Here is a 26,688-nt window from a genome sequence, read left to right on the forward strand (position 1 = left end):
GAGTGCCTTCGGTGAAGAGGCGCTCCCGGCGACACCTGCGTCAGTCGCCCGCCCGTGACGGGTAGGGGAGCACCCACGTCGATCCAGCGTTCATGGGTCTCACCTCCTCGGGCGGTGTCACGGTCAGCTGCACGCTACAAGCCGCCGTGACACCGCGTCGAGTCCTTTGTTCGCCGGCGCGTCAGTTGCCGAACGAGATGCCGTCGATGGAGATGCTGCCGTTGCCGCCGTACCAGAACCCCATGGCGAGCTGGGCGGGGCTGTTGCGGCTGATGCCGTTGGCCACCATCGGGATCCTGATGTCCTGGTACGCGGTGGTGATGACCGGGTGGCCGCCGCCGTCGAGGGTGTAGTCGCCGAACACCTTGGTGGCGCCGCCCAGGCTCAGGTTGAAGTGGGTCTGCTCGCCGCCGGTGTTGCCCTTGATGCGCACGACCAGGTACGTGTAGGCGGACACGTCGACGCCGACGTCGCTGCCGAACCAGCCGCAGTTGTCGTACTGCAGCGTCAGCGCCCCGCCGGCCACGACGCCGCTGCCGCCGCCGTTGCCGAAGCAGTTGCCGCCGGTCCACTTCGCCAGGTCGTTCTTCGCCGCGGACGGGTAGGCGGGGTTGCCGTCGAAGTCGTCCACGCCGATCCCGCCGCCACCGCCCCCGGCGCTGGTGGTGACGGTCAGCGGGCCGGACGCCGCCGACACGTTCCCCGCGGCGTCGTAGGCGCGGACCGTGTACGTGTAGGCGGTCGACGCGGTGAGGCCGCTGTCGGTGTACGTGGTGCCGACCTGGGTGCCGCCGCGCAGGACGCGGTAGCCGGTGACGGCGACGTTGTCGGTGGAGGCGGTCCAGCTCAGCGACACGCTGGTGGAGGTCTTCGCCGGCGAGGTGAGCCCGCTCGGCGCCGACGGTGCCGTGGTGTCGCCGCCGCCGGTCGTGCCGACGCCGATGGCGCCGAGGCCGAGCCAGCCGTCGGCGTTCTGGGTCGCGTTGGCGAAGCGGAGCTTCTTCGCGGCCGGGCTGAGCGCCTCCAGGGGGTTCTTCACCCGCATCACGAGCTGGTAGGAGCCGGTCGCCACGCCGGTGAGGCTGACCCCCGCCTGGAAGTACTGCGGGTAGCCGAAGTCGCGGTACGTCGGGTCGGCGCCGACCCCCCAGTCGGGGAACGCGCGGATCCTCAGTGGCTGGACGGTGCGCAGGTCCCAGGGGGTGTCCCAGGTCTTCACCACGGTGCCGGCGGCGTTCTTCAGCCCGAGCGTGACCGTCCACGGGTAGTAGAACGGGGCGACGCCGTTGTTGGCGATCGTGACGCCGATGGTGGCGCTGCCGCCGGACACGGTGTTCTGGTAGTAGGCGTGGGTGGCGGTGAGGTCGTAGCCCATGAGCCGCACGGCCGCCGCGACGTTCGGGTCGGTCGGGGAGTAGCTCTGGCTGGTCTGGTTGATCTTCCAGGTGGTGTGCTCCAGTTCGATGCAGGCCCGCATGTTGTCGACCTGGCCGGCGCCGCCGGGCCACGCGGCGAACGCGGAGCTCTGGATCTCCGGCCGCACCTCACCCCCCATCGAGCTGGTGGTCCACTTGTTCTCCACGCCCATGTCGAGCGCGCGCTGCAGCTGCGAGTAGCCGGCGCCGCCGAGCGACTGCGGCAGCGTGACCCCGGCCAGGGGTGAGCCCTCGCGGTAGCAGAACGAGTCGTCGTGGTAGCCGATGTCGCGGGTGTTGGCGGCGCCGCCGGCGGAGTCCGGGTAGCGGATCTCCAGCTTGGTGGTGTTGAACGCGGCGTCGAAGGCCTGGACGATCTGCGCGCCGTGCGCGTCGGTCGGCATCAGGTTCGGGTAGCCGTCCGCGGTGTCGGTGTCGAAGGGCCAGGTGTGCCACTCGCCCCAGAGGCCGACGATGCCGAGGTTGATGAAGCCGATGCGCGGGTCGCCGTCGTAGCGGGCGCCGAACGCGGCGATGAAGTCGCTGACCGCGTTGAGCAGGTAGGCGCTGTCGTAGTCCGGGGAGACGGTGCCCCAGTACGTGTTGGTGCGGTACGTGACGTGCCCGTCGAAGCAGTGCGGGATGGCGTTGCCGGGATGGCTGCCGGTCCCGCCCGGGTACTCCAGGTAGAAGCGGATGGCGGCCTGGTTGCCGTAGGACGCGATCTCGTTGAGCGCGTTGTCCACGATCGTCCAGTCGTAGCTGGCGCAGTTGCCCGCGTTGGTCATCACCTCGGACAGGCCGAAGTAGCTCCACGCGAGTGACCGCGGGTAACCGGAGCTCTGGTTCTCGCCGGGGAAGTAGAAGCGCGCGAAGCCCTTGAGCGGGTTGTCCAGCGGGCTCGGGGCCGCGGTGAGCGGGTGGTCGGTCAGCGTCGGGTCGGGCGTGGCGGGCGCCGCCGGGCGGGCCGGCGGGCCGGCCGGCGCCGCGGCGCCGGGCGACGCGGCGGCGAGCACGGCCGTGGCGGCGGCCGTGCAGAGTGCGGTGGCGAACGCGAAGCGACGCCGCCGCGGGGCGGTACGCATGGATGGGCCTCCGGGACTTGGGGTGCGGCTCCACGTACCTCGATTTGATACGAGGAGGTGTTGACAAAGTTTCCCTGAGCTTCATCATTATTAACGGCCGCACACCCCCCGCCGCAAGACGCAGGACTCGAAGATTTTCGATGAAGAGACGAGGCCGGATCGTGACGATGCGTAACAGCCTGGCGGTGACCGCCCCGCCGTCGCCGGGCCCGCCGGCCGAGCCGGCCGCCGCCCGGGGCCCGCGCCGCCACCGTGACGACCGGGGCGTCGCGTGGCTGTTCCTGGCGCCCGTACTCGTCGGGTTCGCCGTGTTCTACCTGTACCCGACGGTCCGCGGCGTCTGGTACTCCCTCACCGACTACAGCCTGCTCAACACCCCGTCGTACGTCGGCGCCGACAACTACACCAAGCTGGTGACCGACGCACAGTTCTGGAAGTCGCTGCGCATCACCGCCTACTACGTGGTCGTCAACATCGGCTCGCAGACGGTGCTCGCCCTGGGCGTCGCCGCGCTCATGCACCGGCTGACCCGCTCGGTGGTGCTGCGCGCGACGATGCTGCTGCCCTGGCTGGTGCCGAACGTGACCGTCGGGCTGCTGTGGATGTGGCTGCTGGACGCCAACCTCGGCTTCGTCAACCATCTCCTCGCGGCGGCCGGGCTGGACCGGCAGGGCTTCCTCACCTCGCCGGACCTGGCGATGCCGTCCATCGCGCTCATCAACACGTGGGCCTACACCGGTTACACCGCGCTGCTGCTCTACGCCGGCATGCTGCAGATCCCGCCGCACCTGTACGAGAGCGCGTCGCTGGACGGCGCCGGCGAGCTGCGGATGTTCCGGCAGATCACGCTGCCGCTGCTGCGCCCGATCCTCGCCCTGGTGCTCGTCGTGTCGCTGATCGGCTCGTTCCAGATCTTCGACACCGTCGCCGTCACCGAGAAGGTCGTGCCGGTCGGCGCCACCCGGGTCATCTACTTCTACATCTACCAGCAGGCGTTCACGTACTTCCACATGGGCTACGCCGCGGCGGTCGCCATGGTGCTCGTGCTCATCCTCGGCCTGCTGACCGCCGTGCAGATGTGGCTGCTGCGCGCCTCGCGATCGGATCTCACCTGATGTCGACTGAGAGGGCCCGAACCATGCCCCGCCGCGTGCGTCCCGGACGGCTGCTCGCCTGGATCGTCCTCGTCGCGTTCCTCGTCGTCACGATCGTGCCGTTCTACTGGATGATCCGCACCGCGATCACCCCGGCGGCCGACATCTACGCCGACAGCGCCGGCGTCGTGCCGAAGCACCCTACGATGATCAATTTCTGGCGGGTGCTCGGCCTGGTCGACGAGCGGGCGGCGCGCGACGCCGGCGGCTCCGGCGCGAAGATCAACTTCCTGCGGTACACGCTGAACTCCGTCGTCTACAGCGGCATCATCGCCGTGGTCCAGACCTTCTGCTGCGCCATGGCCGGATACGCCTTCGCCCGCCTGCGCTTCCCCGGCCGGGACCTGCTCTTCGGCGCGCTCGTCGCGGCGCTGATGGTGCCGCCGATCTTCACCCTGCTGCCCAATTTCGCCCTCGTGCGCGGCCTGGACCTCATCGACACCTTCGCCGGCATGGTCGCCCCGTCGCTGCTGATGACCCCGTTCGCCGTGTTCTTCCTGCGGCAGTTCTTCCTGTCCGTGCCCCGCGAGGTCGAGGAGGCCGCCGTCATCGACGGCGCCGGCCGGTGGGGCGTCTTCTGGCGGGTCATCCTGCCGATGAGCCGCGGCCCGCTGATCACCATCGCCCTCACCACCGCCGTGTGGGCGTGGAAGGACTTCCTGTGGCCGCTGCTCGTCGGCCGCGGCGAGGACAACCGGGTGCTGACCGTGGCCCTCGGCGTCTTCCTCCAGCAGTCACCGAACACCCAACCGGACTGGACCGGTCTCATGGCCGCCTCCACCCTGTCCGTCCTGCCCGTCCTGCTGTTGCTGATCTTCCTCGGTAAGCGGCTGGTGCAGTCGCTCAACTTCACCGGCATCAAATGACCTCCCGCCCCGCACCCTGAAAGGGACCCCCGTGAATCCACGTCTCCGCACGGCTGCCGCGCTGACCGCCGCAGCGCTCGCCTTGCCGCTCGCCGCCTGCTCGTCCGGGTCGGCCGACGACGGCGGCAAGGTCACCCTCAACTACTGGCTGTGGGACGACAAACAGCTGCCCGCCTACCAGGCCTGCGCCGACGAGTTCACCAGGACCAACCCCAACGTCACCGTCAAGTTCACGCAGACCGCCTGGACGCAGTACTGGCAGAACCTCACCACCCAGCTCGCCAGCGGCAGCGCCCCCGACGTGTGGACCGACCACGCCTCCTACTATCCGCAGTTCGTCACCAGCAACCAGATCCTCGACATCCAGCCGTTCGTCGACAAGGACAAGGTCGACCTCGGCCAGTACCAGGCCGGCCTGGCGGACCTGTTCGTCAAGGACGGCAAGCGGTACGGGCTGCCGAAGGACTGGGACACGATGGCCCTGGTCTACAACACCAAGCTCGTCACCGACCCCACCGGGCTGGACAAGCTCACCTGGAACCCGTCCGACGGCGGCACGTTCGAGCAGGCGATCGCCAAGGCCACCGTCGACGCCCAGGGCCGCAACGGCCTCGACCCGGCCTTCGACAAGAACAGCGTGAAGGTCTACGGCTTCCTGCCGGAGTGGGCCGACGGCTCGCAGGGCCAGAACGGCTGGGGCGACCTCGCCGTCGCCAACGGCTTCACCTACCTCGACAAGAACCCGTGGGGCACGAAGTACAAGTACGACGACCCGAAGCTGGCCGAGACCATCGGCTGGTTCAAACGCCTCATCGACAAGGGCTACGCGCCCAAGTTCGACAAGCAGTCCACCCTCGGCCGCGACGCCGTCATGGACGCCGGCCAGGGCGCGTACACCATCGTCGGGTCCTGGACCATCGGCACCTACCTCGGCGCCGGCGCCAAGCAGCAGTACGCGTTCGCCCCGCTGCCGACCGGCCCGGCCGGACGCAAGACCGCCATCAACGGCCTGTCCGACGCGATCTACGCCGGAACCAAGCACCCCGAGCAGGCGTGGTCGTGGGTGAAGTTCCTCGGCTCGTCCGCGTGCCAGGACATCGTCGGCGACAAGGCCGTCGTCTTCCCCGCCCTCAAGTCCGGCACCGAGAAGGCCCTCGCCGCCCACAAGGCCGCCGGCCGCAACGTGCAGGCCTTCACCGACCAGGCGACCGCGTCCGGCGGCACCTTCTTCCTGCCGATCACCGACCACGGCAACGAGGTCAGCCAGATCGTGCAGGACGCCATCCAGTCCGTCGCCCTCGGCCAGGCCGCCCCGGCCGACGCCCTGAAGAAGGCCAACGACCAGGTCAACGGCCTGTTCAAGTAGGCCGTCCCCGGCTGATCCACGCGGCGGGGCGCTGTGCTGGCGCCCCGCCGCGTCACCAACCTGATGAGGAGAACCATGGCACAGCTCGTCGAGCTCGGCGGACGATCCTTCGCCCTCCAGCACGCCGCCCACGGCGCACCGCGACCCGTCCCCGGCGGCGTCGTGCTGCCTCCCGGGCGCACCGCGATCCTGCACGGGCTCGGCGACGCGTCGTTCTACCGGCACGGGCACAACTCGTGGAGCCCGTGCGGCTGGCGGCGGCTGAGCGAGGCACCGCTGCGCGTGCCGAACCCGCAGCGGCTCGTCACCGCCGACGACCCCACCTTCGACGACCCCACCCGGCACCACTCGTCCGCGGTCGCCGCGCTGCAGGACGCCGACGGGCGGACCCTGCTGCTCGGCGCGCTCGGCCTGGACACCCCGCGGCTCGCCGCCGACCACGACACCCTCACCGGCTGGTACGCCACCGGCGGCGCCGAGTGGTTCCTGGCCTTCGGCACCGAGGACGAGGTGTTCACCGCCTACACCGACCAGCTCGCCGAGCGCTTCGGCGCGGGCGGCCGGCGCGCCGGCAACGTCTGGTGCAGCTGGTACGCCTACTACGAGACCATCACCGAGACCCAGCTGGCCAAGGACATCGCCGACCTCACCGGGCTGCCGTTCGACGTCGTGCAGATCGACGACGGCTGGGAGGAGCTCGTCGGCGACTGGCAGCCCAACGCGAAGTTCCCCAGCGGCATGCGCAGCCTCGCCGAGCGCATCACCGACGCCGGCTTCACCGCCGGGCTGTGGCTCGCCCCGTTCATCGCGCTGCCGCACTCCCGGATCGCCACCGAACGGCCGGAGCTGCTGCTGCGCGGCCCCGACGGCAGGCCGGTCGTCGCCGGGTACAACTGGGGCGGCCCGTACCACGCCCTGGACCTGGCCCGCGCCGACGCCCTCGAGCACGTCGCCGGGCTCATCCGCACCGTCGTGCACGACTGGGGGTACCGCTACCTCAAGCTCGACTTCATCAACGCCGGCGCCGCACCGGTCCCGGGCACCGACCGGCACCGCGAGGAGCTCTACCGCGCCGCGCTGCGCGTCATCCGCGAGACCGCCGGCGACGACGTGTACCTGCTCGGCTCCGGCGCCGTGCTGCTGCCGTCCCTCGGCCTGCTCGACGGCCTGCGCAGCGGCCCCGACGTCGCCCCGATGTGGGACAACTACGCCTCCGTCGACCCGTCGGACGCCACCGCCCGCAACGCCGTCGCCAACAGCGTCCACCGGCTCTGGCAGTCCCGGCTGGTCGAGGTCGACCCCGACGTCATCTACTTCCGCAGCAAGCTCAACCTGCTGACCTCCCAGCAGCTGCAGTGGCTGCGGGACCTCGCCGACATCTGCCGCTTCCGGGCCGTGTCCGACCCGCCCAGCTGGCTGACCCCCGCCGAACTGGAGGACCTGCGTGACTATCTCGACGCCACCCCGGCGATCCGGCGCCTCGGCCGGTACCGGTTCAGCATCGACGGGCGCGACGTCGACTTCGGCCCGGCCGTCGCCGCGGACACCGGCGGCCAGCTCTACCCCATCTCGTGACATCGTGCACGCGTGCATGCTGCCCTCCGTGCGGCACCAGCGCATCATCGAGCTGCTGGCCCAGCGCGAGTTCGTCACGACCACCGACATCCGGCAGGTCACCGGCGCCTCGCTGGCCACCACCCAGCGCGACCTGACGGCCCTCGCCCGCAGCGGGGCCCTGACGCGCCTGCACGGCGGCGCCACCCCGGCGGCACCCCACGGCGAGACCCGGCTGCTCGCCGCGTACCTCGCCCGCGGCCGGCACGCCCTCGACCGCCACGACCTCAGCGGCGTCGAGCACGCCCTGCAGCAGGCCCTGGAGGCGTGCGCGCGGATCCGCCGGGCCGCCCCGCGCCCGCGCCGCTCAGCCGTGACGCAGGTCGCGGGCGAACCGCCGGTACTGCACCGCCAGCCACCCGCCCAGCGCCAGTGCCCCGATCGAGACCAGGTGGATTAGCGCCGCCACGACCGTGATCACGACCCGGGCGGCGCTCCGGCCCGGACGTGGCGGGACCTTGCCGGCCAGCTCGCCGGCGAGCGCCGCCCCGGCGGACAGCCGCCGGCCGACCGCCGGTCAGCCGGTGAGCGGCGGCGGGTCCGGCACGCGGTCGTGTTCCTGGACCGCCATCCCTGCACTGTCGACCTTCGCCCACGCCGCCGCGAGCGGGCCTTCCGGCGCTCGGCCGCGCCGCCGCTCAACCGGCCTGGCCGTCCAGCTCGTCGGCCTCGGCCAGGGCGAGCTGCGCGTCGGTGCGCAGCCCGATCGTGCCGGCGTACGTGGCGAACCGCCGCAGCTGCTCGGCGAGCGCCGACCGGGCGTCCTCGGGGTGCTCCCCGGCCCACCGGCGGGCTGCCGCGAGCGCCTCGCGCTGCGCGTCCAGCGCGGCCGGCCGTTGCCCGCCGGCCGCCCAGCGGGCCTCGGCCAGCGCACTCCACGCCAGCGCCACCGAGCGCGCGTCGCCGGACTCGCGGCACCCGGCGAGCGCGGCCTCGGCCTGCGCCACCCGGGCGGCCGCGGCGGCACCGGTGGGGGTGACGGCGGGCGCGGACCCGTGCGCCGGCGCGGGCGGCCACCCGCGGCGCTGCCCGGTGAGCACCGCCATCGCCGCCGCCAGCCGCCGGCGGCGACGCAGCTGCCGCAGCAGCGTCCGGCGTTGCGCCGCGATCTCCCGGTCGAGGGAGCGCAGGCGGCCCGGCGTGACGCCGTGCCGCTGCAGCAGCTCCAGGGCGCCGATGTGCACCCGGCGCCCCTCGACGCTGCCGATCGCCGCGACGCCCAGCTGCGGGAGCACGCGCTCGGCGTGCTCGCGCAGCTCCTGGTGGCGTCCGGTCGCGGCGAGCGCCTCCAGCAGCAGCAGGCTCGTCGACGTCCGCAGCCCGAACCGCTCCGCCCCGTTCGCGGCCGCCTCGCGCAGCGCGGCGACGGCCTCCTCGGCGCGGCCGTGGCGGAACAGGATCGTGCCCCGCGCGTGCAGCAGCGCGGCGTGCCGGGGCGCGACGGGCAGCAGCCGCTCCACGGTCGCCAGCGCCTCGTCGGAGCGCCCGCAGTGATCGATCATCAGCGCCACGTGCGCGAGGTCGGCCAGGACGTCCGGGCGGTCACTGGAGACGGGCGCCCGCTCCAGGTGCGCCAGGGACTCCTCGACGTCGCGCGCCGCGTCGGCGGTGCGCCCCCTGACGTGCAGGCACATGGCCCGGGTGGCGAGGGCGCGGGCCAGGCCGGACGGGTGCTCGGCGGCGGCCGGCCGCCACAGCTGCACGCCGTCGCCGGCGGCCGCGATCGCCCAGTGGTGCTCGCCGGCGTCGGACCAGCGCAGCGCCGAGACCTCGAAGCGCCGCGATGTCCGCCGCAGCATCCGCACCACCCCGGACGTCAGCGTACGGCGTGCGCGCCAGGCGCGTAGGCTCACGGATCGTGGATCAGGAAGACCGGATCGCGCTGTTCCTCGACTACGAGAACCTGGCGCTCGGCGCGCGCGACAACCTCGGCGGGATGACGTTCGACTTCCGGCCGATCGCCGACGCCCTCGCCGAGCGAGGGCGGGTGGTGGTGCGGCGGGCGTACGCCGACTGGTCCTACTTCGACGAGGACCGGCGGATGCTCACCCGCTCCCACGTCGAGCTGATCGAGATGCCGCAACGCATGGGCGCCTCCCGCAAGAACGCCGCCGACATCAAGATGGCGGTCGACGCGATGGAGCTGGCGTTCGAGCGGGAGTACATCTCCACGTTCGTGCTGTGCACCGGCGACAGCGACTTCACGCCGCTGGTGCACAAGCTGCGCGGGCTCAACAAGCGGGTCATCGGCGTCGGGGTGGAGAAGTCGACGTCCGCGCTGCTGCCGCCGGCGTGCGACGAGTTCCTGTACTACGACCGCCTCGAAGGCGTCGAGGTCCCCGCGGCCCGCACCCGCGGCAGCCGGCCCGCCCGCGCGGCGGAGCCGGACCACCGCCGGGCCGAGCCGGCGCGCGAGCCGGCACCGGCCGCGCCGCTGGAGGCGGAGCCGCAGCCGGTGCGCGACAGCGACGCGCTCGCCGTCCTCGTCGCGCAGACCGTCGCCGGCCTGGAGGGCAGCTCCGGCGGCGAGGTCACCGCGTCCCGGCTGAAGCGCACCCTGCTGCGCAAGGACCCGACGTTCAGCGAGTCCGACTACGGCTTCCGCGCGTTCGGGGAGATGCTGCGCCACCTCGCCGACCGCAACGTGATCGAGCTGGTCGCCGGCCCCGCCAAGGGCGACCCCGAGGTGGCGCTGCCCGAGCACGGCGACCAGGAGGCGGCGTTCACGCTGCTGCGCTCGGTGGTCCAGGACGTCGCCGCCACGACCGCCGGCGAGGGGGTCGCGCTGTCCGGCCTGAAGAACCAGGTCCGGCGGGTCCGCCCCGACTTCAGCGAGAAGAAGCTCGGCTACCGCACCTTCCTGCAGTTCTGCAAGGCCGCCGCCACCAGCGGCGCCGTCCAGCTGCGCTGGAGCCCCGACGCCGACGACTACCTGCTCACCGTGTAACCCCGGATCACTCGAGGAGGGCGCGGTGGCCGCGGCGACAACGATCGTGAACGCGAGGGTGTTCGACGGGGCGGCGCCGCGGGACTGGACGTCGGTCCGGTTCGCCGGCGGCGTGATCACCGGGTGCTCGGCCACCCCGGCCGTCATGGACGGCGACGAGGTGATCGACGCGGCCGGCGGGACCGTGCTGCCCGGACTGATCGACACGCACGTGCACCTGGTCGCCGGCGCCCTCGCGCGGTCGTTGACGTTCGGGGTGACCACCGTGCTCGACATGTTCAGCGAGCCCGGCGTGGTGGCCGCCGCCAGGGGGCAGGCGGGCTCCCGGCCGGACGTGGCCGACGTGCGTTCATCCGGCGTCGGCGCCACCGCGCCCGGCGGGCACCCGTCGATGCTGTACGACCCGTTCCCGACGCTGACCTCCGCCGAGCAGGCCCCGCGGTTCGTCGACGACCGGATCGCGGAGGGCTGCGACTACCTGAAGGTCTTCTCCGGCCCCGGCGGTCTGTGGCCGTCGCTGGACGCCGGCACGGTCACGGCGCTGGTGGCCGCCGCGCACACCCGAGGCCTGGTCGTCGTCGCCCACGTGAGCTCCACGGCCGGCCTGCGGCAGGTCGTGTCCGCCGGCGTCGACGTGGTGGCGCACGTCCCCACCGACGCCGACCTCGACGACGCCCTGGTCGCCCGCGTCGCCGAGGCCGGCATCGCGGTCGGCCCGACCCTCGCCACCGTCGAGAACACCCTCGGCGGGGCGGGCGGCGCGGCGGTGCTCGGGGACCCTCGGCTGGCCGGTGCCCTCGGCGACGTCTGGGTCCGCCGGCTGACCTCGGACGCCCCGGTGCCGCCCGGCCGGCACCTGCCGCCGTACTCGCGGGCCGAGGACAACGTGCGGCGGCTGGCCGACGCGGGGGTGACGCTGCTGGCGGGCACCGACGCGCCGAACCCCGGGACCGTGTTCGGCGCGAGCCTGCACCGGGAGCTGGAGCTGCTCGTCCGGTGCGGGCTCGGCCCGGCGCGGGCCCTGGCCGCCGCCACCACCGCACCGGCGCGGGTGTTCGGCCTCACCGACCGGGGCCGGGTCGCGCCCGGGCAGCGCGCCGACCTCGTCCTCGTGTCCGGTGACCCGCTCACGGACATCACCGCGACCCGCGGGATCGAGCGGATCTGGCGCGCCGGCATCCCCTGCGACCGGAACGCCTTCGTCGCCGGCGCCGCCGAGACCGCCCAGCTCGACGCGTTCGACGCCCGCATCGCCGCCGTCGTGGCCGCCGTCCGCGCCCGCCGCCCCGGCCCGCGCAACGACGTCAGTTGAGCACCTCCAGCAGCTGCTGGGCGACCGGGGCGGCGGAGGCCGGGTTCTGGCCGGTGTACAGGTTGCGGTCCACGACCGTGTACGGCTTCCAGATCTCGCCGCGGGTGAAGTCGACGCCGAGGGTGACCAGCTCGTCCTCCAGCAGCCACCGGGCCTTGGCGGCCAGGCCGACCGCCTCCTCCTCGTCGTTGGTGAAGCCGGTGACGCGGTACCCCAGGAACGGTGACACGCCCTTGTGCCGGGTGGCGAGCATGGCGACCGGGGCGTGGCAGACGACGGCGAGGGGCTTGCCGGAGGCGAGGGCGGCGGTCAGCAGCCGGCCGGAGTCGGCGTCGGCCCACAGGTCCTCCATCGGGCCGTGCCCGCCCGGGTAGTAGACCGCGTCGTAGTCCTCCAACCGGGCGTCGGCCAGCCGGATCGGGCGGCGCAGCTCGTCGGCGGCGCGCAGGACCGCCTCCAGCTCCAGGGCGATCTGGTCGCTGCCGGCCATCGACGGGCGCAGGCTCATCGCGTCGACGTACGGCACACCGCCGCCCGGGGTGGCGACGACCACCTCGTGGCCGGAGCGGGTGAGCGCGGTGTACGGGGCCGCGAACTCCTCGGCCCAGTAGCCGGTCGGGTGCCGGGTGCCGTCCTTGAGGGTCCAGTAGCTGGTACCGGTCATGACGAACAGGATCTTGGCCATGGCTCCCATCGTGCCGATCCGTCCGGGCGTAGCCAGACCCGCCGGGGGTGACCGGCACCGGGTCAGTGCTCGCCGCCGCGGGCGCTGCCGGTGTAGTACTCGAACATCAGCCCGGCCACGGTGAGGATGAGCCCGACGACGCCGACGCCGGTGAGCCAGTACTGGGACGTGGCGATGCCGAGGGCGGCGGTGGCGGCGCTGACGCCGACGCCGAGCGGCCAGTACGAGGACGGGCTGAAGAACCCGACGTCGCCGGCGCCGTCGGTGATCTCGGCGTCGGTGCGGTCCTCGGGGCGCGGCGGGATGCGGCGCGACACCAGCCACATGAAGCCGGCCGTCATCGCGCACAGGACGGCGGACAGGCCCAGGGCGACGGTGCCGACGCGTTCCACGCCGCCGGTCATGCCGGCGGTGAGCGCGGCGTAGACGACCGCCACCACGGCCAGGAAGCCGCCGATGACGGTGAAGACCCGGGTCTCAGTCCTCATCGTGCAGCTCCTGGGCGGGGCGGACCTCGCGCTGCGGGCGGTCCCGGGCGAGGTCGGCGATCCGCTCGCCGTACTTGCGGTCGAACGCGGGCCGTTCGGAGCGGATCCGGGGCAGCTCGGTGAAGTTGTGCCGCGGCGGCGGGCAGCTGGTCGCCCACTCCAGCGAGTTGCCGAAGCCCCACGGGTCGTCCACCGCCGCGACGCGGCCGAACCGGTAGGAGCGCCACACGTTCCACAGGAACGGCAGCGTGGACGCGCCGAGGATGAACGCGCCGATGCTGGAGATGGTGTGGAAGGTGGTGAACCCGTCGCTGGGCAGGTAGTCGGCGTACCGGCGGGGCATGCCGCGGCTGCCGAGCCAGTGCTGGACGAGGAACGTGGTGTGGAAACCGACGAACATCGTCCAGAAGTGGATCTTGCCGAGGGTCTCGTCCAGCATCCGCCCGGTCATCTTCGGGAACCAGAAGTAGACGCCGGCGAAGGCGGCGAACACGATGGTGCCGAACAGCACGTAGTGGAAGTGTGCGACGACGAAGTAGCTGTCGTGCAGGTGGAAGTCCAGCGGGGGACTGGCGAGGATGACCCCGGACAGCCCGCCGAACAGGAACGTGACGAGGAATCCGATGGAGAACAGCATCGGTGTCTCGAACGTGAGCTGCCCGCGGGACATGGCGCCGATCCAGTTGAAGAACTTGATGCCGGTCGGCACGGCGATGAGGAAGCTCAGGAACGAGAAGAACACCAGCAGCACCTGGCCGGTGGCGAACATGTGGTGCGCCCACACGGTCATCGACAGCGCGGTGATGGCGATCGTGGCGCCGATGAGGCCCTTGTACCCGAAGATCGGCTTGCGGCTGAACACGGGGATGATCTCGGTGACGATGCCGAAGAACGGCAGGGCCACCACGTACACCTCGGGATGGCCGAAGAACCAGAACAGGTGCTGCCACAGCATCGCGCCGCCGGTGTCGGCCTCGTACACCTTTGCGCCGAGCTTGCGGTCGGCCTCCAGGACCAGCAGTGCCGCGGCGAGGATCGGGAAGACCAGGATGACCATGAGGGCGGTGCACAGGATGTTCCAGGTGAAGATCGGCAGCCGGAACATGGTCAGGCCGGGCGCGCGCAGCGTGACGATCGTGGTGATCATGTTGACCGCGCCGAGGATCGTGCCGAGGCCGGACACGACCAGACCCATGATCCACAGGTCGCCGCCGATGCCCGGGGTGTGCCGCAGCGTGCTCAGCGGCGTGTAGCCGGTCCAGCCGAAGTCGGCGGCCCCGCCCGGGGTGGCGAAGCCGCTCACCACGAGGGTGCCGCCGAGCAGGTACAGCCAGTAGGAGATCGCGTTGAGCCGGGGGAACGCGACGTCGGCGGCCCCGATCTGCAGCGGGACGACGTAGTTGGCGAACCCGAAGACCAGCGGCGTCGCGAACAGCAGCATCATGATCGTGCCGTGCGCGGTGAACAGCTGGTTGTACTGCTCCGGCGACAGCAGCTGCAGGCCCGGGCGGGCCAGCTCGGCGCGCATGAGCAGCGCCATGAACCCGCCGACGAGGAAGAACCCGAACGACGACACCAGGTACAGCACCCCGATGTCCTTCGCGTCGGTGCTGCGCAGCATCCGGGTGAACGCGTTGCCGGGGACGACCGGGCGCACCGGCGGCCGGCCGGCGCGGGCCGCCCGCTCCGGCAGGACCGCGGTGCCCGTCGATGCCGCGTGGGCGGTCCGCACGGCGTCGCCCTGCCGGTCCGGCGCTCCGGGCTGCCGGTATCGCTCCGGCTCGGGCACGCCCACGGGCCGCGCCCCGCTGTCCGGCGGAGGCGTCGCTTCAGACATGATCGTCCTCCCCGTGCGGCCGGTCGGCACCGGCGCACGGGCGGTGGCCTGCCCCGGCGGTGCGCGGCGAAACCTCTCCGGCGGATGCCGGATCCGGCGGCCGGTCGAAGACCACCGGTTCGGCCGTGCCGGTGCGGGTGCCGGCCTGGCATCCTGAGACGGCCGGCGACGCACGGGGGAGGCGACATGGCGGCACCGCAGGAGTCCGCGCCGCGGCCGGACGCCGCGCCGCGGCGGGCCGACCGGCGCCCGGAGCTCGACGCGATCCGTCTGGTGGTCGTGTACGGCCTGGTCTGCTTCCACGCGGCGCTGGTCTTCGACACCCGCGACGACTACTACGTCAAGAACGCGACCACCACCGAGGCGACCACGTGGCTGGCCGGGCTGTGCGTCGTGTGGGCGATGCCCGCGCTGTTCCTCATCGCCGGGCTCGGGTCGTGGCACTCGATCCGGCGCCGCGGCCCGGGCGGCTTCGTCCGCGAGCGGCTGCTGCGGCTCGGCGTACCGCTGCTGGTCGCGTCGCTGACCATCCTGCCGCTGCCGCCGTGGCTGCGCCTCAAGGCGGCCGACCCCGGCTACACCGAGTCCTACCCGCGGTTCCTGCTGCGGTACTTCGACGTCCACCTGAGCCTGTCGGACCTGCCGTTCCTGGTGCAGGGTGAGTACTTCGAGAGCGGCCACCTGTGGTTCGTGGTGCTGCTGCTGGCGTTCTCGGCGCTGCTCGCCGCGCTGGCGGCGTGGCTGCCCTCCGGCCGCGTGGCGCGCATCCGCGACGCCGCCGCCGGCGCGACCGCCCGGCGGGGCGTGGTGCTGCTGCCGGCGCTGCCACTCGCGGTGATCGGCGCGCTGCTGGGCATGGAGGAGGCGTTCGCGGGCTGGAGCCGCTGGGCGTACCTGCTGTTCTTCCTCTACGGGTTCGCCCTCGCCGCCGACGACCGGTTCCGGGCGGCGATGCGCCGCGACGCCGTGCCGGCGGCGGTCGCCGGTGTCGTGCTCTTCGCGGCGGCCGGTTACGCGCTCGACGTGGCCGGCGACGACCCGTTCACGGACATGACCGTGCCGGCGGCGGTCGCGCGGGTGCTGTTCGCCCTGGCCGGCTGGTGCTGGCTGGTGGCGATCCTCGGGCTGCTGGACCGGCGGCGAACCGCCCCGGTCGGGGTCCGCGACGAGCGGCACCGGCCGGTGTACGACTACCTGAGCGTCGCCGCGCTGCCCATGTACGTGCTGCACCAGCCGATCGTCGTCGCGGCGGCCTACCTGGTGGTGCGGTGGCAGCTGCCGGCGCCGGTCAAGTACCTGGCGATCGTCGGGGCGTCCTTCGTGGCCATGTTCGCCGTCTACGAGCTGGTCGTCCGGCGCACCCGCCTGACCCGCCGGCTGTTCGGCATCCGCGGCTGACCCACCTTCCCTGCGCCGGCCGCCGCCCGCTGATACGTTCGGCCGCGTGACGTTCACCGAAGTCATGGAACGCGCGGCGCAGGTGTTCGACGCGCTCGGCGCCGCCGTGCTCATCGTCGGGCTGGTGTGGTCGGTGCTGCTGGCCGTGCGGGCCTGGCGGGGCGAGGGCGGCCGGCGGGGGTACCAGGCGCTGCGGGAGAGTTTCGGCGGGGTGCTGCTGCTCAGCCTCGAGGTCCTGGTCGCCGCCGACCTGATCCGCACCGTCGCCGTCGCGCCCACCCTGAAGAACGTGGCGGTGCTCGGTCTCATCGTGCTCATCCGGACGTTCCTGAGCTTCTCGCTGCAGGTGGAGATCGACGGGAACCTGCCGTGGCGCCGGGCGATGACCAGCGGCGCGGCGCACATCGCGCGGGCGGCGCGCGGGCCCGGCCCGGCGGGCGACCCGGAGTGACCCGCCGCGTTTGACGGTGCCGCGACCGGGCAGCCCTTCCAGTGCAGTGCGTCGGCAGTGCAGTTCGTTGGCATCCGGATGAGGTGGTGGGTCGTGGTCAGGTTCGGGTACACCCTGATGACCGAGCAGAGCGGGCCGAAGGAACTGGTCCGCTACGCCGTGCAGGCCGAAGAGCTCGGCTTCGACTTCGAGGTCAGCAGCGACCACTACTCGCCGTGGCTGACGGCGCAGGGGCACGCGCCCTACGCCTGGTCGGTGCTCGGCGCGGTGGCGCACGCGACCTCCCGCGTCGAGCTGGCGACCTACGTCACCTGCCCCATCCAGCGGTACCACCCGGCCGTCGTCGCGCAGAAGGCGGCCACCCTGCAGCTGCTCTCCGACGGCCGGTTCGTGCTCGGCCTCGGTGCCGGCGAGAACCTCAACGAGCACATCACCGGCGAGGGCTGGCCCCCGGTCGCCCAGCGGCAGGACATGCTGGAGGAGGCCGTCCAGATCATCCGGGCGCTGCACACCGGCGACCTGGTCACCTGGGACGGCGACTACTTCCGGATCGACTCGGCGCGGATCTGGGACGCCCCGGAGGGCGGGGTCCCGATCGGCCTGGCGGTCTCCGGTGAGAAGTCCGTCGAGCGGTTCGCGCCGCTCGGCGACCACCTCATCGCCGTCGAGCCCGACGCCGAGCTGGTCTCGGGCTGGCACGCGGCCCGGCAGGGCGGTGCCCCGTCCCGGGCGATCGGGCAGATCCCGATCTGCTGGGCGCCGGACCGGCAACAGGCGATCGATCTCGCCCACGAGCAGTTCCGCTGGTTCGGCGGCGGCTGGGCGGTCAACGCCGACCTGCCCACCCCGGCCGGGTTCGCCGGCGCCAGCCAGTTCGTGCGCAAGGACGACATCGCCGAGTCGATCGCCTGCGGACCGGACCTGGACGAGCTCGCCGAGAGCGTCAAACCGTTCTGGGAGGCCGGCTTCACCGACGTGGCGCTCGTCCAGGTCGGTGACGCGCTGCAGCAGCGGTTCCTCGACGAGGCCGCCGGGCCGCTGCTGGAGAAGCTGCGGGCGCTGGCCGACAAGTGACGTCTCAGCGGACCGCGAACCGTGCGGGGCGCGGGTCGACGTCGGGGAACGAGCCGTCGCCGAACAGCACCCGCGCGGCGGCGGCCCGCCCGGTCCGGCCGCGCAGGGCCGCCACCGCCGCCTCCACCGCGGCGGGGGAGCGCAGCCCCGCGAACATCCGCCGCAGCAGCAGGCGCCCCCGGAACCTGGCCCGCAGCGCGCCGCCGTCGTAGCGGCGCAGCACCTCCTCGTCGCCGCTGCGCAGGTAGCCGGCGGTGACGGCCGCGGCCAGGTCCGACATGCGCAGGCACGGGTCGAGCCCACCGGCGGTCAGCGGGGACACCGCGCCGGCGGCGTCGCCGACGAGCAGCCCGGCCGGGCAGGCCAGCCGGCGCAGCACCCCACCGACGGGGATCGGCCCGCCGCGCCGCTCGACCGGCCCGGCGGCCGCGGGCCGGCCCGGCGCGTCGGCGGCGAACACGTCCAGCAGCTGCCGCACCCCGGCGCGCATCGCCGCGGGGTAGCCGGCGACGCCGACGTGCGCGTGCCGGCCGTCGTCGATCACCCAGCCGAGGTAGCCCGGGGCCACCCGCGGGTCCAGCACGCAGTGGAACGCCGGCGCGTCCGGCCCGGCGGCGACCGGGTGGATCAGCTCGGCACCGACGATCAGCCGCCGGTTGACGTCCAGGCCCAGGTCCCGGGCCACCCGCGAGCGGGCGCCGTCCGCGCCGACGACGAACCTGGCCCGGACCGGCTCCGCGTCGGCGAACGTCACCACCCCGCCCGCCGTGCCGGTGTACCGCACGCCGAGCCGGACCCGCGCACCGGCGCCCTCGGCGGCGCGGCGGGCGTGCGCGTAGACGCCGGGCATGTCGGCGACCCGGTACTCGTCGCGGTCGCTGGTCAGGTGGACCGGCGCGCGCCGCGACGGCGGGTAGAGCAGCACGTCGCGGACCCCGGGTCCGAGCAGGTGCGCCGGCACGTCGAAGTCGTCGAGGGTACGTCGCACGAAGATCCCGGTCGTGCGGATCCCGGCCGACAGGGACCGGCGCCGGTCGACCACGAGCACGGCCAGGTCCTGCTCCGCGAGCCGGCGGGCCGTGTGCAGCCCGGCCAGGCCGGCGCCGACGACCACCACATCCACGTTCTGCATACCCGGCGACGGTAGGCCCGGATCCGCGGCGGCGCCCGGGCGTGCACGCGATCCGCGCCGGACCTCCACACCGCCACCACTCCTGTTCACCCGATCGCCGGGATCCCGCTGCGGGCGCGTGACGGCGCCGCTACTGCGGCACCGACGACCGGCGTGACCCGCCGTGCCGGCCGGTGCGGATCTTCTCGATGTGGCCGCAGTAGCACTCCACGTCGAGCAGCACCCCGGCGTCGGTGTTGCGCAGGTTGCGGATGCGGCGCTCGGACAGCAGGACGCGGGACCCGTGGGCAGGGCAGTCGATGACGAACATGTCCTCAGCCTGCGCCGGCCGGGAACATCGCAACAGTGGCAGACCTGCATACGATCGCGGGTTTTCTGCCATCATGGTGGCATGCAGCATCCGTTCCGCAGCGTCGCCGCCTACCTGCACGACGGCACCGGCGCGTTCGGCGCCGGTGTCGTCAGCGAGATCTTCGGCTACGACCGCAGCGCCCGTGGCCTGCCCCGCTTCGACTTCGCCGCCTGCACCGACCGCCCCGGCCCGGTGCGGACCGACGGCGGGCTGCGGATCGTCGTCGAGCACGGCCTGGACCGGCTCGCCGCCGCCGACCTCGTGCTCATCACCTCCTGGGAGCACTTCGAGGTCGAGCCGTCGCCGGAGGCGCTCGCGGCGATCCGTGCGGCGCACGAGCGCGGCGCCACCATCGCCGCGCACTGCACCGGCACCTATGTGCTGGCCGCGACCGGGCTGCTGGACGGCCTGCGGGCGACCACGCACTGGCGGTGGGCGGACCGGCTCGCCGCCCGCTTCCCCGACGTGAAGCTGGTCCCCGAGGTGCTCTACGTCGACGAGGGTCGCATCGTCACCGGCGCGGGTGCCGCCGCCGGCGTCGACATGTGCCTGTATCTGCTGCGCCGCGAGTACGGTGCCGCCGTCGCCAACGGCATCGCCCGCGACATGGTGGTGCCGCCGCACCGCGACGGCGGGCAGGCCCAGTACGTGGCGGCCCCCGTCCCGGCGGACTGCGACGACGAACGCCTCGCCGAGGTGCTCGGCTGGGCCCGCGAGCACCTGCACCTGCCGCTCACCGTCGAGATCCTGGCCGGCCGCGCACTGATGAGCCAGCGCTCCTTCGCCCGCCGCTTCGCCGCCGCGACCGGCTCGACCCCGCACGCCTGGGTGCTCTCGCAGCGCCTGCACCGCGCCGAGGAGCTGCTGGAGACCGCGGCCCTGTCGATCGAGGAGGTCGCCCGCCAGGTCGGCTTCGGCACCGCCGCCACGCTGCGCGAGCAGTTCGTCAAGCGGCGCGGCGTGCCGCCCCGCGACTACCGCAAGGCCTTCGCCTCCTGAGTGCCCCGCATGCGGTTGCCGGCCGGCGCGCTGGCATGATCGGGCGACCCGGACGGCGCTCGCCCAGGACGCCCCGGTGACCGAAGGTGGTGCCAGTGGGTTTCCTCGCACGGCGGGCGTCCCCGCGCGCCGCGGGACCGGCCGAGCGGTCCCTGGGGTTCCGGATCGATCAGGCCGGGGTGACCGGCGAGGCGGCCGCCCCCGCCGGCCACGACCTCGCCGCGGCGTACGACCTCATCTACGCGATCGCGGCGGGCAAGGACTACCGGGGCGAGGCCAGGGACATCGCGGCGCTGATCCGGCGGCGCAACCCGAAGGCGGACAGCATGCTTGACGTGGCCTGCGGCACCGGCCTGCACCTGTCGCACCTGCGGCACGCGTTCGCGCACGTCGAAGGGCTCGAGATCGCCGAGGCGATGCGGCAGGCGGCGCTCGAGCGGCTGCCCGGCGTCGCGGTGCACGCCGGGGACATGCGCGACTTCCGGCTCGCCCGGACGTTCAGCGCGGTCACCTGCCTGTTCTCCGCCATCGGCTACGCGCAGTCGGTCGATGAGCTGGAGCAGACGCTCAGCTGCCTGGCCGCGCACCTCGAACCCGGCGGCGTGCTGCTGCTGGAGCCCTGGTTCACGCCGGAGCAGTGGACGACGGACACCGTGCACTCGGGCGTCGCCCGCGACCGCCGCCGGCATCTCACCAGGACGTGCTACTCGGGCCGGTCCGGCACCGTGTCCACGATGCGGATGCACTACGTGCTCGACGAGTCCGGCGCCGGCGTCCGGCAGTGGGTCGAGGAGCACGTCATGACGCTGTTCACGCAGAAGCAGTACCACCGCGCGATCCGGCAGGCAGGGCTGCGCGACATCGAGTGGCTGCCCGGCTGGCGTGACCAACGCCGGCGCGTCGTCGCCGTCAAACGGTGACGCCGGCCGCCGCGCACCGGCACGATGACAGTGCCGCGCGCGGAAGGAGACAGCGATGAGCGACGGACAGGTGGCCCCCGAGGCCGGCGGCGTCACGGTGGAGGTGCTGGCGACGGTGGACCTCGACGGCGAGATCGAGGGCATGGCGGGGCACCAGCTGCGCATGCGCATGGTGACGATCGCGCCGGGCGGCGTCTTCGGCCCGGTGCACGACCACGTCGGGCGGCCGGGCACCGTCTACGTCCTGCAGGGCACGATCACCGACCACCGGGACGGCGTCGCCACGGACTACGGGCCCGGCGTGGGCTGGCCGGAGGACCGGCACACCGTGCACTGGCTCGAGAACCGGGGGACCGTGCCGGCCGTGGAGATCTCCGTCGACCTGGTCCGACGGGACTGAGCTGCGGCGTCGTCGCCGGCGCCCGTCCGGCATGGGCCGGCGCCGGGAAATGTGAAAGACTGACCGGCGTGGGTCAGCCAGCCTTGCCCCGGTGCGCGTGTTGCGGCTACCGAACAGGGTGCACTACTTGTCCGATCTGTTTCTGGACCGATGACGGCCGCACCGATCCGTCGGTGAGCGCGGTGCACGGCAGCCGCAACGGTGACTTGAGCCTTGCCGATGCCCGGCTCAACTTCAGCATCTACGGCGCCAGCGCGCCGCGGTACCGGGAGCTGGTGCGCCCACCCCGCGACGACGAGCGACCGTAGCGGGCGGCGCCGGCGCCGCGACGACGGTCGGCGGTAGCGCCCGGCGTCACTCGCAGCCGTCGTCCGGGTCGCGCAGGCGCGGCGGCGGCGGGGTGAAGGCCAGGTCGCCGATGTCGAGGCCGTGCCGGTGCAGCAGCTCCTGCAGCTGGCTGGTGGTGCACCAGTGCTCGGCGCCGCAGGGGTCGACGGCCAGGAACCAGTTGCGCGCCCCGGTCTCGTCGCGGTCGCACCAGGTCGGCTCGACCCGCCAGCCGGCGGCGTGCAGCACGGTCCCCACGCCCCGAGTGTCGGCCGGCCGCGGTGGCGGTACGGTGAGCGTCCGGGTGCAGCTGGGGATCAGCTCGCCGCCGCGCTCACCAGCGCGGTGGTGAGGCGGACCGCGTCGGCGTCGCTCAGCCCGTGCTCGTGGCACAGCGACCGCCAGGTCCAGAACGACGCGGCGTGCCCGATCGCGGCCCGCAGCCGGCGGCGCCGGGTGCCGCGGGCACGGAACGGCCGCAGCAGCAGGTCCAGCCGCTGCGCCTCGCCGGCCTCGGCGGCCTCGCGCAGGTGCGCGGGCAGGGTGGCCCGGTCGCGGATCACATTGGTGAGCATCGGCTCGCCGTCGCGGTAGAACCGGTACAGATCGGTCAGGGCGACCGCGAGCCGCTCGAACGGTTCGGCGGCGCGTGCCCACGCCGCGAGGTCGGGCGGGACCTGCCCGGCGGCCCAGTGCGCGCCGGCCGCGGCGAACAGGGCGCCGTCGTCGGGGAAGTGCCGGTACACGGTCAGCCGGGTGACGCCCGCGGCCTCCGCGACGGCGGAGACCGTCGTGGCCGCCGGGCCGATCGTGCCGTGCAGCGCGACGGCCGCCTCGACGATGCGCTGCCGGGTCTCGGTCACGTTGTCGGCGCGCTTGCCCATCCGGTACACCCGGGCGTCCGCGGAACTGTGCAACTGGGTCGACGGCCCCTTCCCCATGGTCGCGGGATTTCAGAAACCACAGGTGTTTCATCATATCCGGGCGGTCCATGACCGGGGCGACCGGCCCCGCCGGCGTCATCCAGCGGCGCGGGACGTGCCGGGCCGGCCGGACACGCGGCGCACCACCAGGCCGAACAGCACGCTCAGCAGGCCGGCGAGCGCGACGCGGCCCGCCGCGCCGCCGGTGACGGGCAGGCCGCCGGCGGTCGAGGTCACCGCCGGGGTGTACGTGGCGGTCGCGGTCTGCCCGTAGGCGTCGCTGACCCGGTACACGACCGGGTCCGGGGTGCCGGTGAACGTGGGCAGCGGCGTGAACGTCAGCCGCCCGGTCGCCGGATCCAGGGTGTAGGTGCCCTGCCCGGCGATGGTCAGGGTGGTGACCGGGTCGCCGTTCGCGTCGAGCAGCGTGACGGAGCCGCCCGCGGGGACGGGCAGGGTCACGTGCTGCGGGTCGGTCCGCTGCCCGACGCTGGTCTGCGGCGCGGGCGGCGCGAGGGCGGGCAGCGTGACGGTCGGCGTGTAGGTGGCCGCGGCCTTCTGCCCGTACGGGTCGGTGACCTGGTAGCTGACCGGCGGCGCGGTGCCGGTGTAGCCGAGCACCGCCACGAAGCTGATCGTCGCGCCGGTCTCCGCCGCCGCCACCAGGGCGTCCTCCAGATGGGACGACGCGGCGAACAGCGGCGGCGGCACGGTCGCCGGCGCGGCCACCGGCGGGAGCAGCTCCAGGGTGTAGGTGCCCTTGCCGGCCACGGTGAGCGTGGTGACGGGCCGGTTCGCGGCGTCCAGCAGCGCGATCGTGCCGCCCGCCGGGACCGGCAGGACCGCGGTCTGCGGGGTCGTGCCGACGCCGGTGGTCGTGCGGTCCGGCGCCGACGGTGGCGGCGGGAGGATGACGGTGGCCGTGTAGGTGCCCTCCGCCTGCTGCTGGTACGCGTCGGTGGTGCGGTACCCGGTGCTCGCCGCGCCGAGGAACCCGGTCTCGGGCTGGAAGCCGAGCCCGGTGCCGGTGACCGTGAACGTGCCCTTGCCGGCGACCGTCAGGGTGGTCACCGGGGTGCCGGCGCGCAGCAGCCTGACCTGCCCGCCGGCGGGGACGGCGACGGTGACGGCGTGCGCCGCGGTGCCCTGCCCGGTGCTGGTCAGATCCGGAGTGCTCGGCCCGGCGGGGGCGGCGACGGCCGGGGTGTAGGTGCCGGTGGCGCTCTGGCCGTAGGCGTCGGTGACCCGGTAGGTGACGGCGGCGGCGGTACCGGTGTAGCCGAGCGCCGGCGCGAACGTGATCGTGGCGCCGGCGATGGTGAACGCGCCGCCGGGCGTGGTGACGGTGCCGGCCGGTGCGCCGCCGGGCGCGACGAGGGTGGCGCCGCCGCCGGCGGGGACGGTCACGGTGGCGGTCTGTGCGGCGGTGCCGGTGCCGGTCGACGTCAGCGGCCCCGGTGCGGGCCCGGCGGGCGGGGTGACCGTCGGGGTGTAGGCGGCGGTGCCCGTCTGCCCGTACGCGTCGGTGACCCGGTACGTGACGGCGGACGTGCTGCCGCTGTACCCCGGCGCCGGGGTGAACGTGATCGTGGCGCCGGCGATGGTGAACGCGCCGCCGGGCGTGGTGACGGTGCCGGCCGGCGCCCCGCCCGGGCCGAGCAGGGTCGCGGAGCCGCCGGCGGGGACGGTGACGGTGGCGGTCTGCGGGGTGGTGCCGGTGCCGGTGGAGGTGAGGTTCGCCGGCGCCGGCCCGGCGGTGACCGCCGGGGTGTAGGTGGCCGTCCCGGTCTGCCCGTAGGCGTCGGTGACCTCGTAGGTGACGGCGGTCGCGGTGCCGCTGTGGGCGGGGACCGGCGTGAACGTGATCGTCGTGCCGGACAGCGTGTAGGTGCCCTGCCCGACCACGGTGACCGTCGAGGCCGGGCTGCCGCCGTCGAGCAGGGTCGCGGAGCCGCCGGCGGGGACGGTGACGGTGGCGGTCTGCGGGGTGCCGCCGGCGCCGGAGGACGTCAGGTTCGCCGGTGCGGGCCCCGCCGGCGCGGCCACGGCCGGGGTGTAGGTCGCGGTGCCGGTCTGCTGGTACAGGTCGGCGACCTGGTACGTGACGGCGGTGGCGGTGCCCGCGTACCCGAGGACGGGCGTGAACGTGATCGTCGCGCCGGACAGCGTGTAGGTGCCCTGCCCGGGCACGCTGACCGTGGTCGCCGGGGTGGCGCCGTCGAGCAGGGTCGCGGAGCCGCCGGCGGGGACGGCGAGGGTGGCGGTCTGCGGGGTGGTCCCGGTGCCGCTGGAGGTGAGGTTGCCCGGGGCGGGCGGCGGGACCGGCGGCGCGCCGTAGGTGTAGACGTCCTGTGCGGACGTGGCCGACGTGCCGGACGGGGTGGTGACGGTGACGTCGACCGCGCCGCTGCCCGGCGGGCTGGTCGCGGTGATCGTCGTCGGGCTGTCGACGGTGAACGAGGGCGCCGCCGCGGCGCCGAACCGCACAGCGGTGGCGCCGGTGAGGTCGGTGCCGGTGACGGTGACGGTGGTGCCCCCGGCGGCGCTGCCGGTCGCGGGGTTGAGCGCGGTGACCGCCGGGGGCGGGCCGGGCACGAGCATGCCGGTCGTCGCCGGCAGGCTGTCGCCGGTGCCGGTGGTGGTGTCCACGGTGACCGAGGCGATGTGCCCGACCGCCGAGGTCGTGTACGTGCCGGGCGTGCCGGGCACCGACACCTGCAGCGTCAGCGTCCCGGACGCGTTCGCCGGGACGGTGAGGCCGGTCAGGTAGGTCGCCGCGGTGCCGGCGATGGCCGGGTCGGTCGTGGCGCCGCCGGCGAACGTGGAGGAGCCCGGCACGTACGTGGTGCCCGCCGGCAGGGTCACGACGAGGTCGTCGAGCGTCGACGGGGTGGTGCCGGTGTTGGTGACCGTGACGGTGAGCGTGGCGGTGCCGCCGGACTGCGGGAGCGTGGCCGGGCTCGCCGACACGGCCAGGGTCGTGCGGTTGACCACCGCCGGGATCGCGGGCAGCGCCGCGAAGTTCGTGGTGGACGTGTGCTTGACCTGGGTGCCGCTGCTGATGTGGTTCATCGGGCTGACCGCCGTGGCGGTCGCGGTGGTGCCGACCACGGCGAACGTGAACTCGGCCGTGTAGTCGGTCGCGGAGGTGGAGCTGAGCCCGGTCAGGAACAGGGTGTCGGTGTAGACCCCGGTGTTGCCGCCGCTCAGCGTGATCTTCGAGGCGGTCAGCCGGTACGCGTCCGCCGGCCACGACGCGTAGGAGGCGGGCGTGGCGGTGAACAGCTTCGCCGCGCCGATCGTGCCGGTGTTGCCGACCACGGTCACCTTCACCGTCCCGCCGAGCTGCGACGTGGCGGTGCTGGAGACCGAGTCGACCTTGTTCGCCGCGGCGGCGATGTCCTCCTCGGCCGTCATGGTGAACGTGGCCCGGCACAGCGCCGCCGGGGCGAGGTCCGGGCGGGTGGTGTACACGTCGACCGCGTGCGTCTCGGCGCCGGTCGTCGCGCCGCTCGCGGTCAGGTAGAACGACGCGTTGCCGGAGGCCCCGGCGCCGAGCCCGCCGAGGTGCGCCAGGCCGCTCTCGCTGCCGGCCAGGCCGATGCGCGGCCCCGTGAACCCGGTCGCCTTCACCCACAGGTCGGCGTACCCGGCGCCCGTCGCGTTCTGGATCTTGTACATGGCGTAGGCGCTGTCCAGGGTGCCCGCCTGCAGGTACAGCACCGGCCCGGACGTGCGGGTCACCGTGACCGTCGCCGCGCCGCACGCCGGCGCGACCGCCAGTGCCGCGGCCGGCGCGACGGCACCCGTGAGCGCCGCGACGAGGACCGCGAGCAACGCCCTGACCGCACGCGGACCGCTCCGCCTCGCCGACATGCCACCATCCCCCGCCGAGATTCACGAAACGTGATCATTAGATCACGCGGAGTGGTTTCGCGCGGTG

The 26,688-nt window shown here is 73.6% G+C and carries 24 protein-coding genes; 14 read left to right on the forward strand and 10 right to left on the reverse strand.

What is annotated here, in order from left to right:
- Positions 1–181: 181 nt before the first annotated feature.
- Complete coding sequence (locus tag OP18_RS61865) at positions 182–2,500, reverse strand: fibronectin type III domain-containing protein (RefSeq protein ID WP_033360122.1); 2,319 nt, start codon at positions 2,498–2,500, stop codon at positions 182–184.
- 140 nt (positions 2,501–2,640) lie between these two features.
- On the opposite strand from OP18_RS61865, the gene OP18_RS18295 reads away from it, so the two are divergent.
- The 5 genes from OP18_RS18295 to OP18_RS52670 all read left to right on the forward strand — a co-directional run bounded on the left by OP18_RS18295 (position 2,641) and on the right by OP18_RS52670 (position 7,900).
- On the forward strand, positions 2,641–3,615 hold the full coding sequence (locus tag OP18_RS18295; RefSeq protein WP_245635425.1) for a carbohydrate ABC transporter permease: 975 nt from the start codon (positions 2,641–2,643) through the stop codon (positions 3,613–3,615).
- Between the two features lie 35 nt (positions 3,616–3,650).
- Complete coding sequence (locus tag OP18_RS18300) at positions 3,651–4,520, forward strand: carbohydrate ABC transporter permease (protein WP_245635426.1); 870 nt, start codon at positions 3,651–3,653, stop codon at positions 4,518–4,520.
- 31 nt (positions 4,521–4,551) lie between these two features.
- Entirely contained in the window at positions 4,552–5,886 is a 1,335-nt protein-coding gene (locus OP18_RS18305; RefSeq protein ID WP_033360124.1) for an ABC transporter substrate-binding protein, read from the forward strand.
- A gap of 75 nt (positions 5,887–5,961) precedes the next feature.
- Entirely contained in the window at positions 5,962–7,461 is a 1,500-nt protein-coding gene (locus OP18_RS18310) for a glycoside hydrolase family 36 protein (RefSeq protein WP_033360125.1), read from the forward strand.
- 16 nt (positions 7,462–7,477) lie between these two features.
- Entirely contained in the window at positions 7,478–7,900 is a 423-nt protein-coding gene (locus tag OP18_RS52670) for a DeoR family transcriptional regulator (protein ID WP_052386909.1), read from the forward strand.
- Between the two features lie 238 nt (positions 7,901–8,138).
- Here the strand turns inward: OP18_RS52670 and OP18_RS18320 are convergent, their stop codons facing one another.
- The gene (locus tag OP18_RS18320; RefSeq protein ID WP_156089603.1) at positions 8,139–9,299 is read right to left on the reverse strand and encodes a hypothetical protein; all 1,161 of its coding nucleotides are present in this window, start codon (positions 9,297–9,299) and stop codon (positions 8,139–8,141) included.
- Between the two features lie 59 nt (positions 9,300–9,358).
- On the opposite strand from OP18_RS18320, the gene OP18_RS18325 reads away from it, so the two are divergent.
- Both OP18_RS18325 and OP18_RS18330 read left to right on the forward strand, forming a co-directional pair.
- Positions 9,359–10,447 carry a PIN domain-containing protein gene (locus OP18_RS18325; RefSeq protein WP_033360127.1) on the forward strand — a complete coding sequence of 363 codons (1,089 nt, stop codon included), beginning with the start codon at positions 9,359–9,361 and terminating at the stop codon, positions 10,445–10,447.
- Positions 10,448–10,472: 25 nt separating this feature from the next.
- A complete protein-coding gene (locus tag OP18_RS18330; RefSeq protein WP_033360128.1) occupies positions 10,473–11,759 on the forward strand; it encodes an amidohydrolase family protein in 1,287 nt (428 codons plus the stop codon).
- Here OP18_RS18330 and OP18_RS18335 read toward each other — a convergent pair.
- The 3 genes from OP18_RS18335 to ctaD all read right to left on the reverse strand — a co-directional run bounded on the left by OP18_RS18335 (position 11,752) and on the right by ctaD (position 14,769).
- Positions 11,752–12,444 carry a type 1 glutamine amidotransferase domain-containing protein gene (locus OP18_RS18335; RefSeq protein WP_033360129.1) on the reverse strand — a complete coding sequence of 231 codons (693 nt, stop codon included), beginning with the start codon at positions 12,442–12,444 and terminating at the stop codon, positions 11,752–11,754. The two genes, OP18_RS18330 and OP18_RS18335, sit on opposite strands and share 8 nt — an antisense overlap.
- A 62-nt stretch (positions 12,445–12,506) precedes the next feature.
- Positions 12,507–12,932: a cytochrome c oxidase subunit 4 gene (locus tag OP18_RS18340; protein WP_033360130.1), complete on the reverse strand. Its 426-nt coding sequence runs from the start codon at positions 12,930–12,932 to the stop codon at positions 12,507–12,509.
- Positions 12,922–14,769, reverse strand: a complete 1,848-nt coding sequence (gene ctaD, locus OP18_RS18345; protein WP_081970860.1) for an aa3-type cytochrome oxidase subunit I — start codon at positions 14,767–14,769, stop codon at positions 12,922–12,924. Before ctaD ends, OP18_RS18340 begins: the two co-directional genes overlap by 11 nt.
- A 186-nt stretch (positions 14,770–14,955) precedes the next feature.
- On the opposite strand from ctaD, the gene OP18_RS18350 reads away from it, so the two are divergent.
- The 3 genes from OP18_RS18350 (at position 14,956) to OP18_RS18360 (ending at position 17,692) form a co-directional block, all read left to right on the forward strand.
- Positions 14,956–16,167, forward strand: coding sequence for an acyltransferase family protein (locus tag OP18_RS18350; protein ID WP_052386910.1), 1,212 nt, complete (start codon positions 14,956–14,958; stop codon positions 16,165–16,167).
- Between the two features lie 46 nt (positions 16,168–16,213).
- The gene (locus tag OP18_RS18355; RefSeq protein WP_245635427.1) at positions 16,214–16,618 is read left to right on the forward strand and encodes a DUF1622 domain-containing protein; all 405 of its coding nucleotides are present in this window, start codon (positions 16,214–16,216) and stop codon (positions 16,616–16,618) included.
- Between the two features lie 93 nt (positions 16,619–16,711).
- Positions 16,712–17,692, forward strand: a complete 981-nt coding sequence (locus OP18_RS18360) for a TIGR03557 family F420-dependent LLM class oxidoreductase (RefSeq protein WP_033360131.1) — start codon at positions 16,712–16,714, stop codon at positions 17,690–17,692.
- A gap of 4 nt (positions 17,693–17,696) precedes the next feature.
- Here OP18_RS18360 and OP18_RS18365 read toward each other — a convergent pair whose 3' ends face one another.
- Together OP18_RS18365 and OP18_RS18370 are read right to left on the reverse strand one after the other, a co-directional pair.
- Positions 17,697–18,824, reverse strand: a complete 1,128-nt coding sequence (locus tag OP18_RS18365; protein WP_033360132.1) for an NAD(P)/FAD-dependent oxidoreductase — start codon at positions 18,822–18,824, stop codon at positions 17,697–17,699.
- A 130-nt stretch (positions 18,825–18,954) separates the two neighbouring features.
- Positions 18,955–19,134, reverse strand: a complete 180-nt coding sequence (locus OP18_RS18370) for a hypothetical protein (protein ID WP_033360133.1) — start codon at positions 19,132–19,134, stop codon at positions 18,955–18,957.
- An 81-nt stretch (positions 19,135–19,215) separates the two neighbouring features.
- Here OP18_RS18370 and OP18_RS18375 point away from each other — a divergent pair, with 81 nt between their 5' ends.
- The 4 genes from OP18_RS18375 to OP18_RS18390 all read left to right on the forward strand — a co-directional run bounded on the left by OP18_RS18375 (position 19,216) and on the right by OP18_RS18390 (position 21,803).
- Entirely contained in the window at positions 19,216–20,175 is a 960-nt protein-coding gene (locus tag OP18_RS18375; RefSeq protein ID WP_033360134.1) for a helix-turn-helix domain-containing protein, read from the forward strand.
- A 95-nt stretch (positions 20,176–20,270) separates the two neighbouring features.
- Complete coding sequence (locus OP18_RS18380; RefSeq protein WP_156089604.1) at positions 20,271–21,095, forward strand: class I SAM-dependent DNA methyltransferase; 825 nt, start codon at positions 20,271–20,273, stop codon at positions 21,093–21,095.
- 55 nt (positions 21,096–21,150) lie between these two features.
- Entirely contained in the window at positions 21,151–21,495 is a 345-nt protein-coding gene (locus OP18_RS18385) for a cupin domain-containing protein (RefSeq protein ID WP_033360135.1), read from the forward strand.
- Between the two features lie 68 nt (positions 21,496–21,563).
- Positions 21,564–21,803: a CPCC family cysteine-rich protein gene (locus tag OP18_RS18390; protein ID WP_033360136.1), complete on the forward strand. Its 240-nt coding sequence runs from the start codon at positions 21,564–21,566 to the stop codon at positions 21,801–21,803.
- Between the two features lie 46 nt (positions 21,804–21,849).
- Here OP18_RS18390 and OP18_RS18395 read toward each other — a convergent pair whose 3' ends face one another.
- From OP18_RS18395 to OP18_RS52675, 3 genes are all read right to left on the reverse strand, one after another.
- A complete protein-coding gene (locus OP18_RS18395; protein ID WP_033360137.1) occupies positions 21,850–22,080 on the reverse strand; it encodes a hypothetical protein in 231 nt (76 codons plus the stop codon).
- A gap of 59 nt (positions 22,081–22,139) precedes the next feature.
- Positions 22,140–22,706: a TetR/AcrR family transcriptional regulator gene (locus OP18_RS18400; protein WP_033360194.1), complete on the reverse strand. Its 567-nt coding sequence runs from the start codon at positions 22,704–22,706 to the stop codon at positions 22,140–22,142.
- 135 nt (positions 22,707–22,841) lie between these two features.
- The gene (locus OP18_RS52675; protein ID WP_081970861.1) at positions 22,842–26,621 is read right to left on the reverse strand and encodes a beta strand repeat-containing protein; all 3,780 of its coding nucleotides are present in this window, start codon (positions 26,619–26,621) and stop codon (positions 22,842–22,844) included.
- Positions 26,622–26,688: the final 67 nt, after the last annotated feature.

The organism is Dactylosporangium aurantiacum (genome assembly GCF_000716715.1).
Taxonomy (GTDB): domain Bacteria; phylum Actinomycetota; class Actinomycetes; order Mycobacteriales; family Micromonosporaceae; genus Dactylosporangium; species Dactylosporangium aurantiacum.

Bases quoted from the DNA above. Each gene is read 5' to 3' on its own strand.
- OP18_RS52670 (WP_052386909.1), top strand. From the start codon at position 7,478: ATGCTGCCCTCCGTGCGGCACCAGCGCATCATCGAGCTGCTGGCCCAG.
- OP18_RS18335 (WP_033360129.1), bottom strand. From the start codon at position 12,444: ATGGCCAAGATCCTGTTCGTCATGACCGGTACCAGCTACTGGACCCTC.
- OP18_RS18385 (WP_033360135.1), top strand. From the start codon at position 21,151: ATGAGCGACGGACAGGTGGCCCCCGAGGCCGGCGGCGTCACGGTGGAG.
- OP18_RS18295 (WP_245635425.1), top strand. From the start codon at position 2,641: ATGAAGAGACGAGGCCGGATCGTGACGATGCGTAACAGCCTGGCGGTG.
- OP18_RS18320 (WP_156089603.1), bottom strand. From the start codon at position 9,299: ATGCTGCGGCGGACATCGCGGCGCTTCGAGGTCTCGGCGCTGCGCTGG.
- OP18_RS18370 (WP_033360133.1), bottom strand. From the start codon at position 19,134: ATGTTCGTCATCGACTGCCCTGCCCACGGGTCCCGCGTCCTGCTGTCC.
- OP18_RS18350 (WP_052386910.1), top strand. From the start codon at position 14,956: ATGGCGGCACCGCAGGAGTCCGCGCCGCGGCCGGACGCCGCGCCGCGG.
- OP18_RS18340 (WP_033360130.1), bottom strand. From the start codon at position 12,932: ATGAGGACTGAGACCCGGGTCTTCACCGTCATCGGCGGCTTCCTGGCC.
- ctaD (WP_081970860.1), bottom strand. From the start codon at position 14,769: ATGTCTGAAGCGACGCCTCCGCCGGACAGCGGGGCGCGGCCCGTGGGC.
- OP18_RS18365 (WP_033360132.1), bottom strand. From the start codon at position 18,824: ATGCAGAACGTGGATGTGGTGGTCGTCGGCGCCGGCCTGGCCGGGCTG.
- OP18_RS18310 (WP_033360125.1), top strand. From the start codon at position 5,962: ATGGCACAGCTCGTCGAGCTCGGCGGACGATCCTTCGCCCTCCAGCAC.
- OP18_RS18375 (WP_033360134.1), top strand. From the start codon at position 19,216: ATGCAGCATCCGTTCCGCAGCGTCGCCGCCTACCTGCACGACGGCACC.
- OP18_RS61865 (WP_033360122.1), bottom strand. From the start codon at position 2,500: ATGCGTACCGCCCCGCGGCGGCGTCGCTTCGCGTTCGCCACCGCACTC.
- OP18_RS52675 (WP_081970861.1), bottom strand. From the start codon at position 26,621: ATGTCGGCGAGGCGGAGCGGTCCGCGTGCGGTCAGGGCGTTGCTCGCG.
- OP18_RS18400 (WP_033360194.1), bottom strand. From the start codon at position 22,706: ATGGGCAAGCGCGCCGACAACGTGACCGAGACCCGGCAGCGCATCGTC.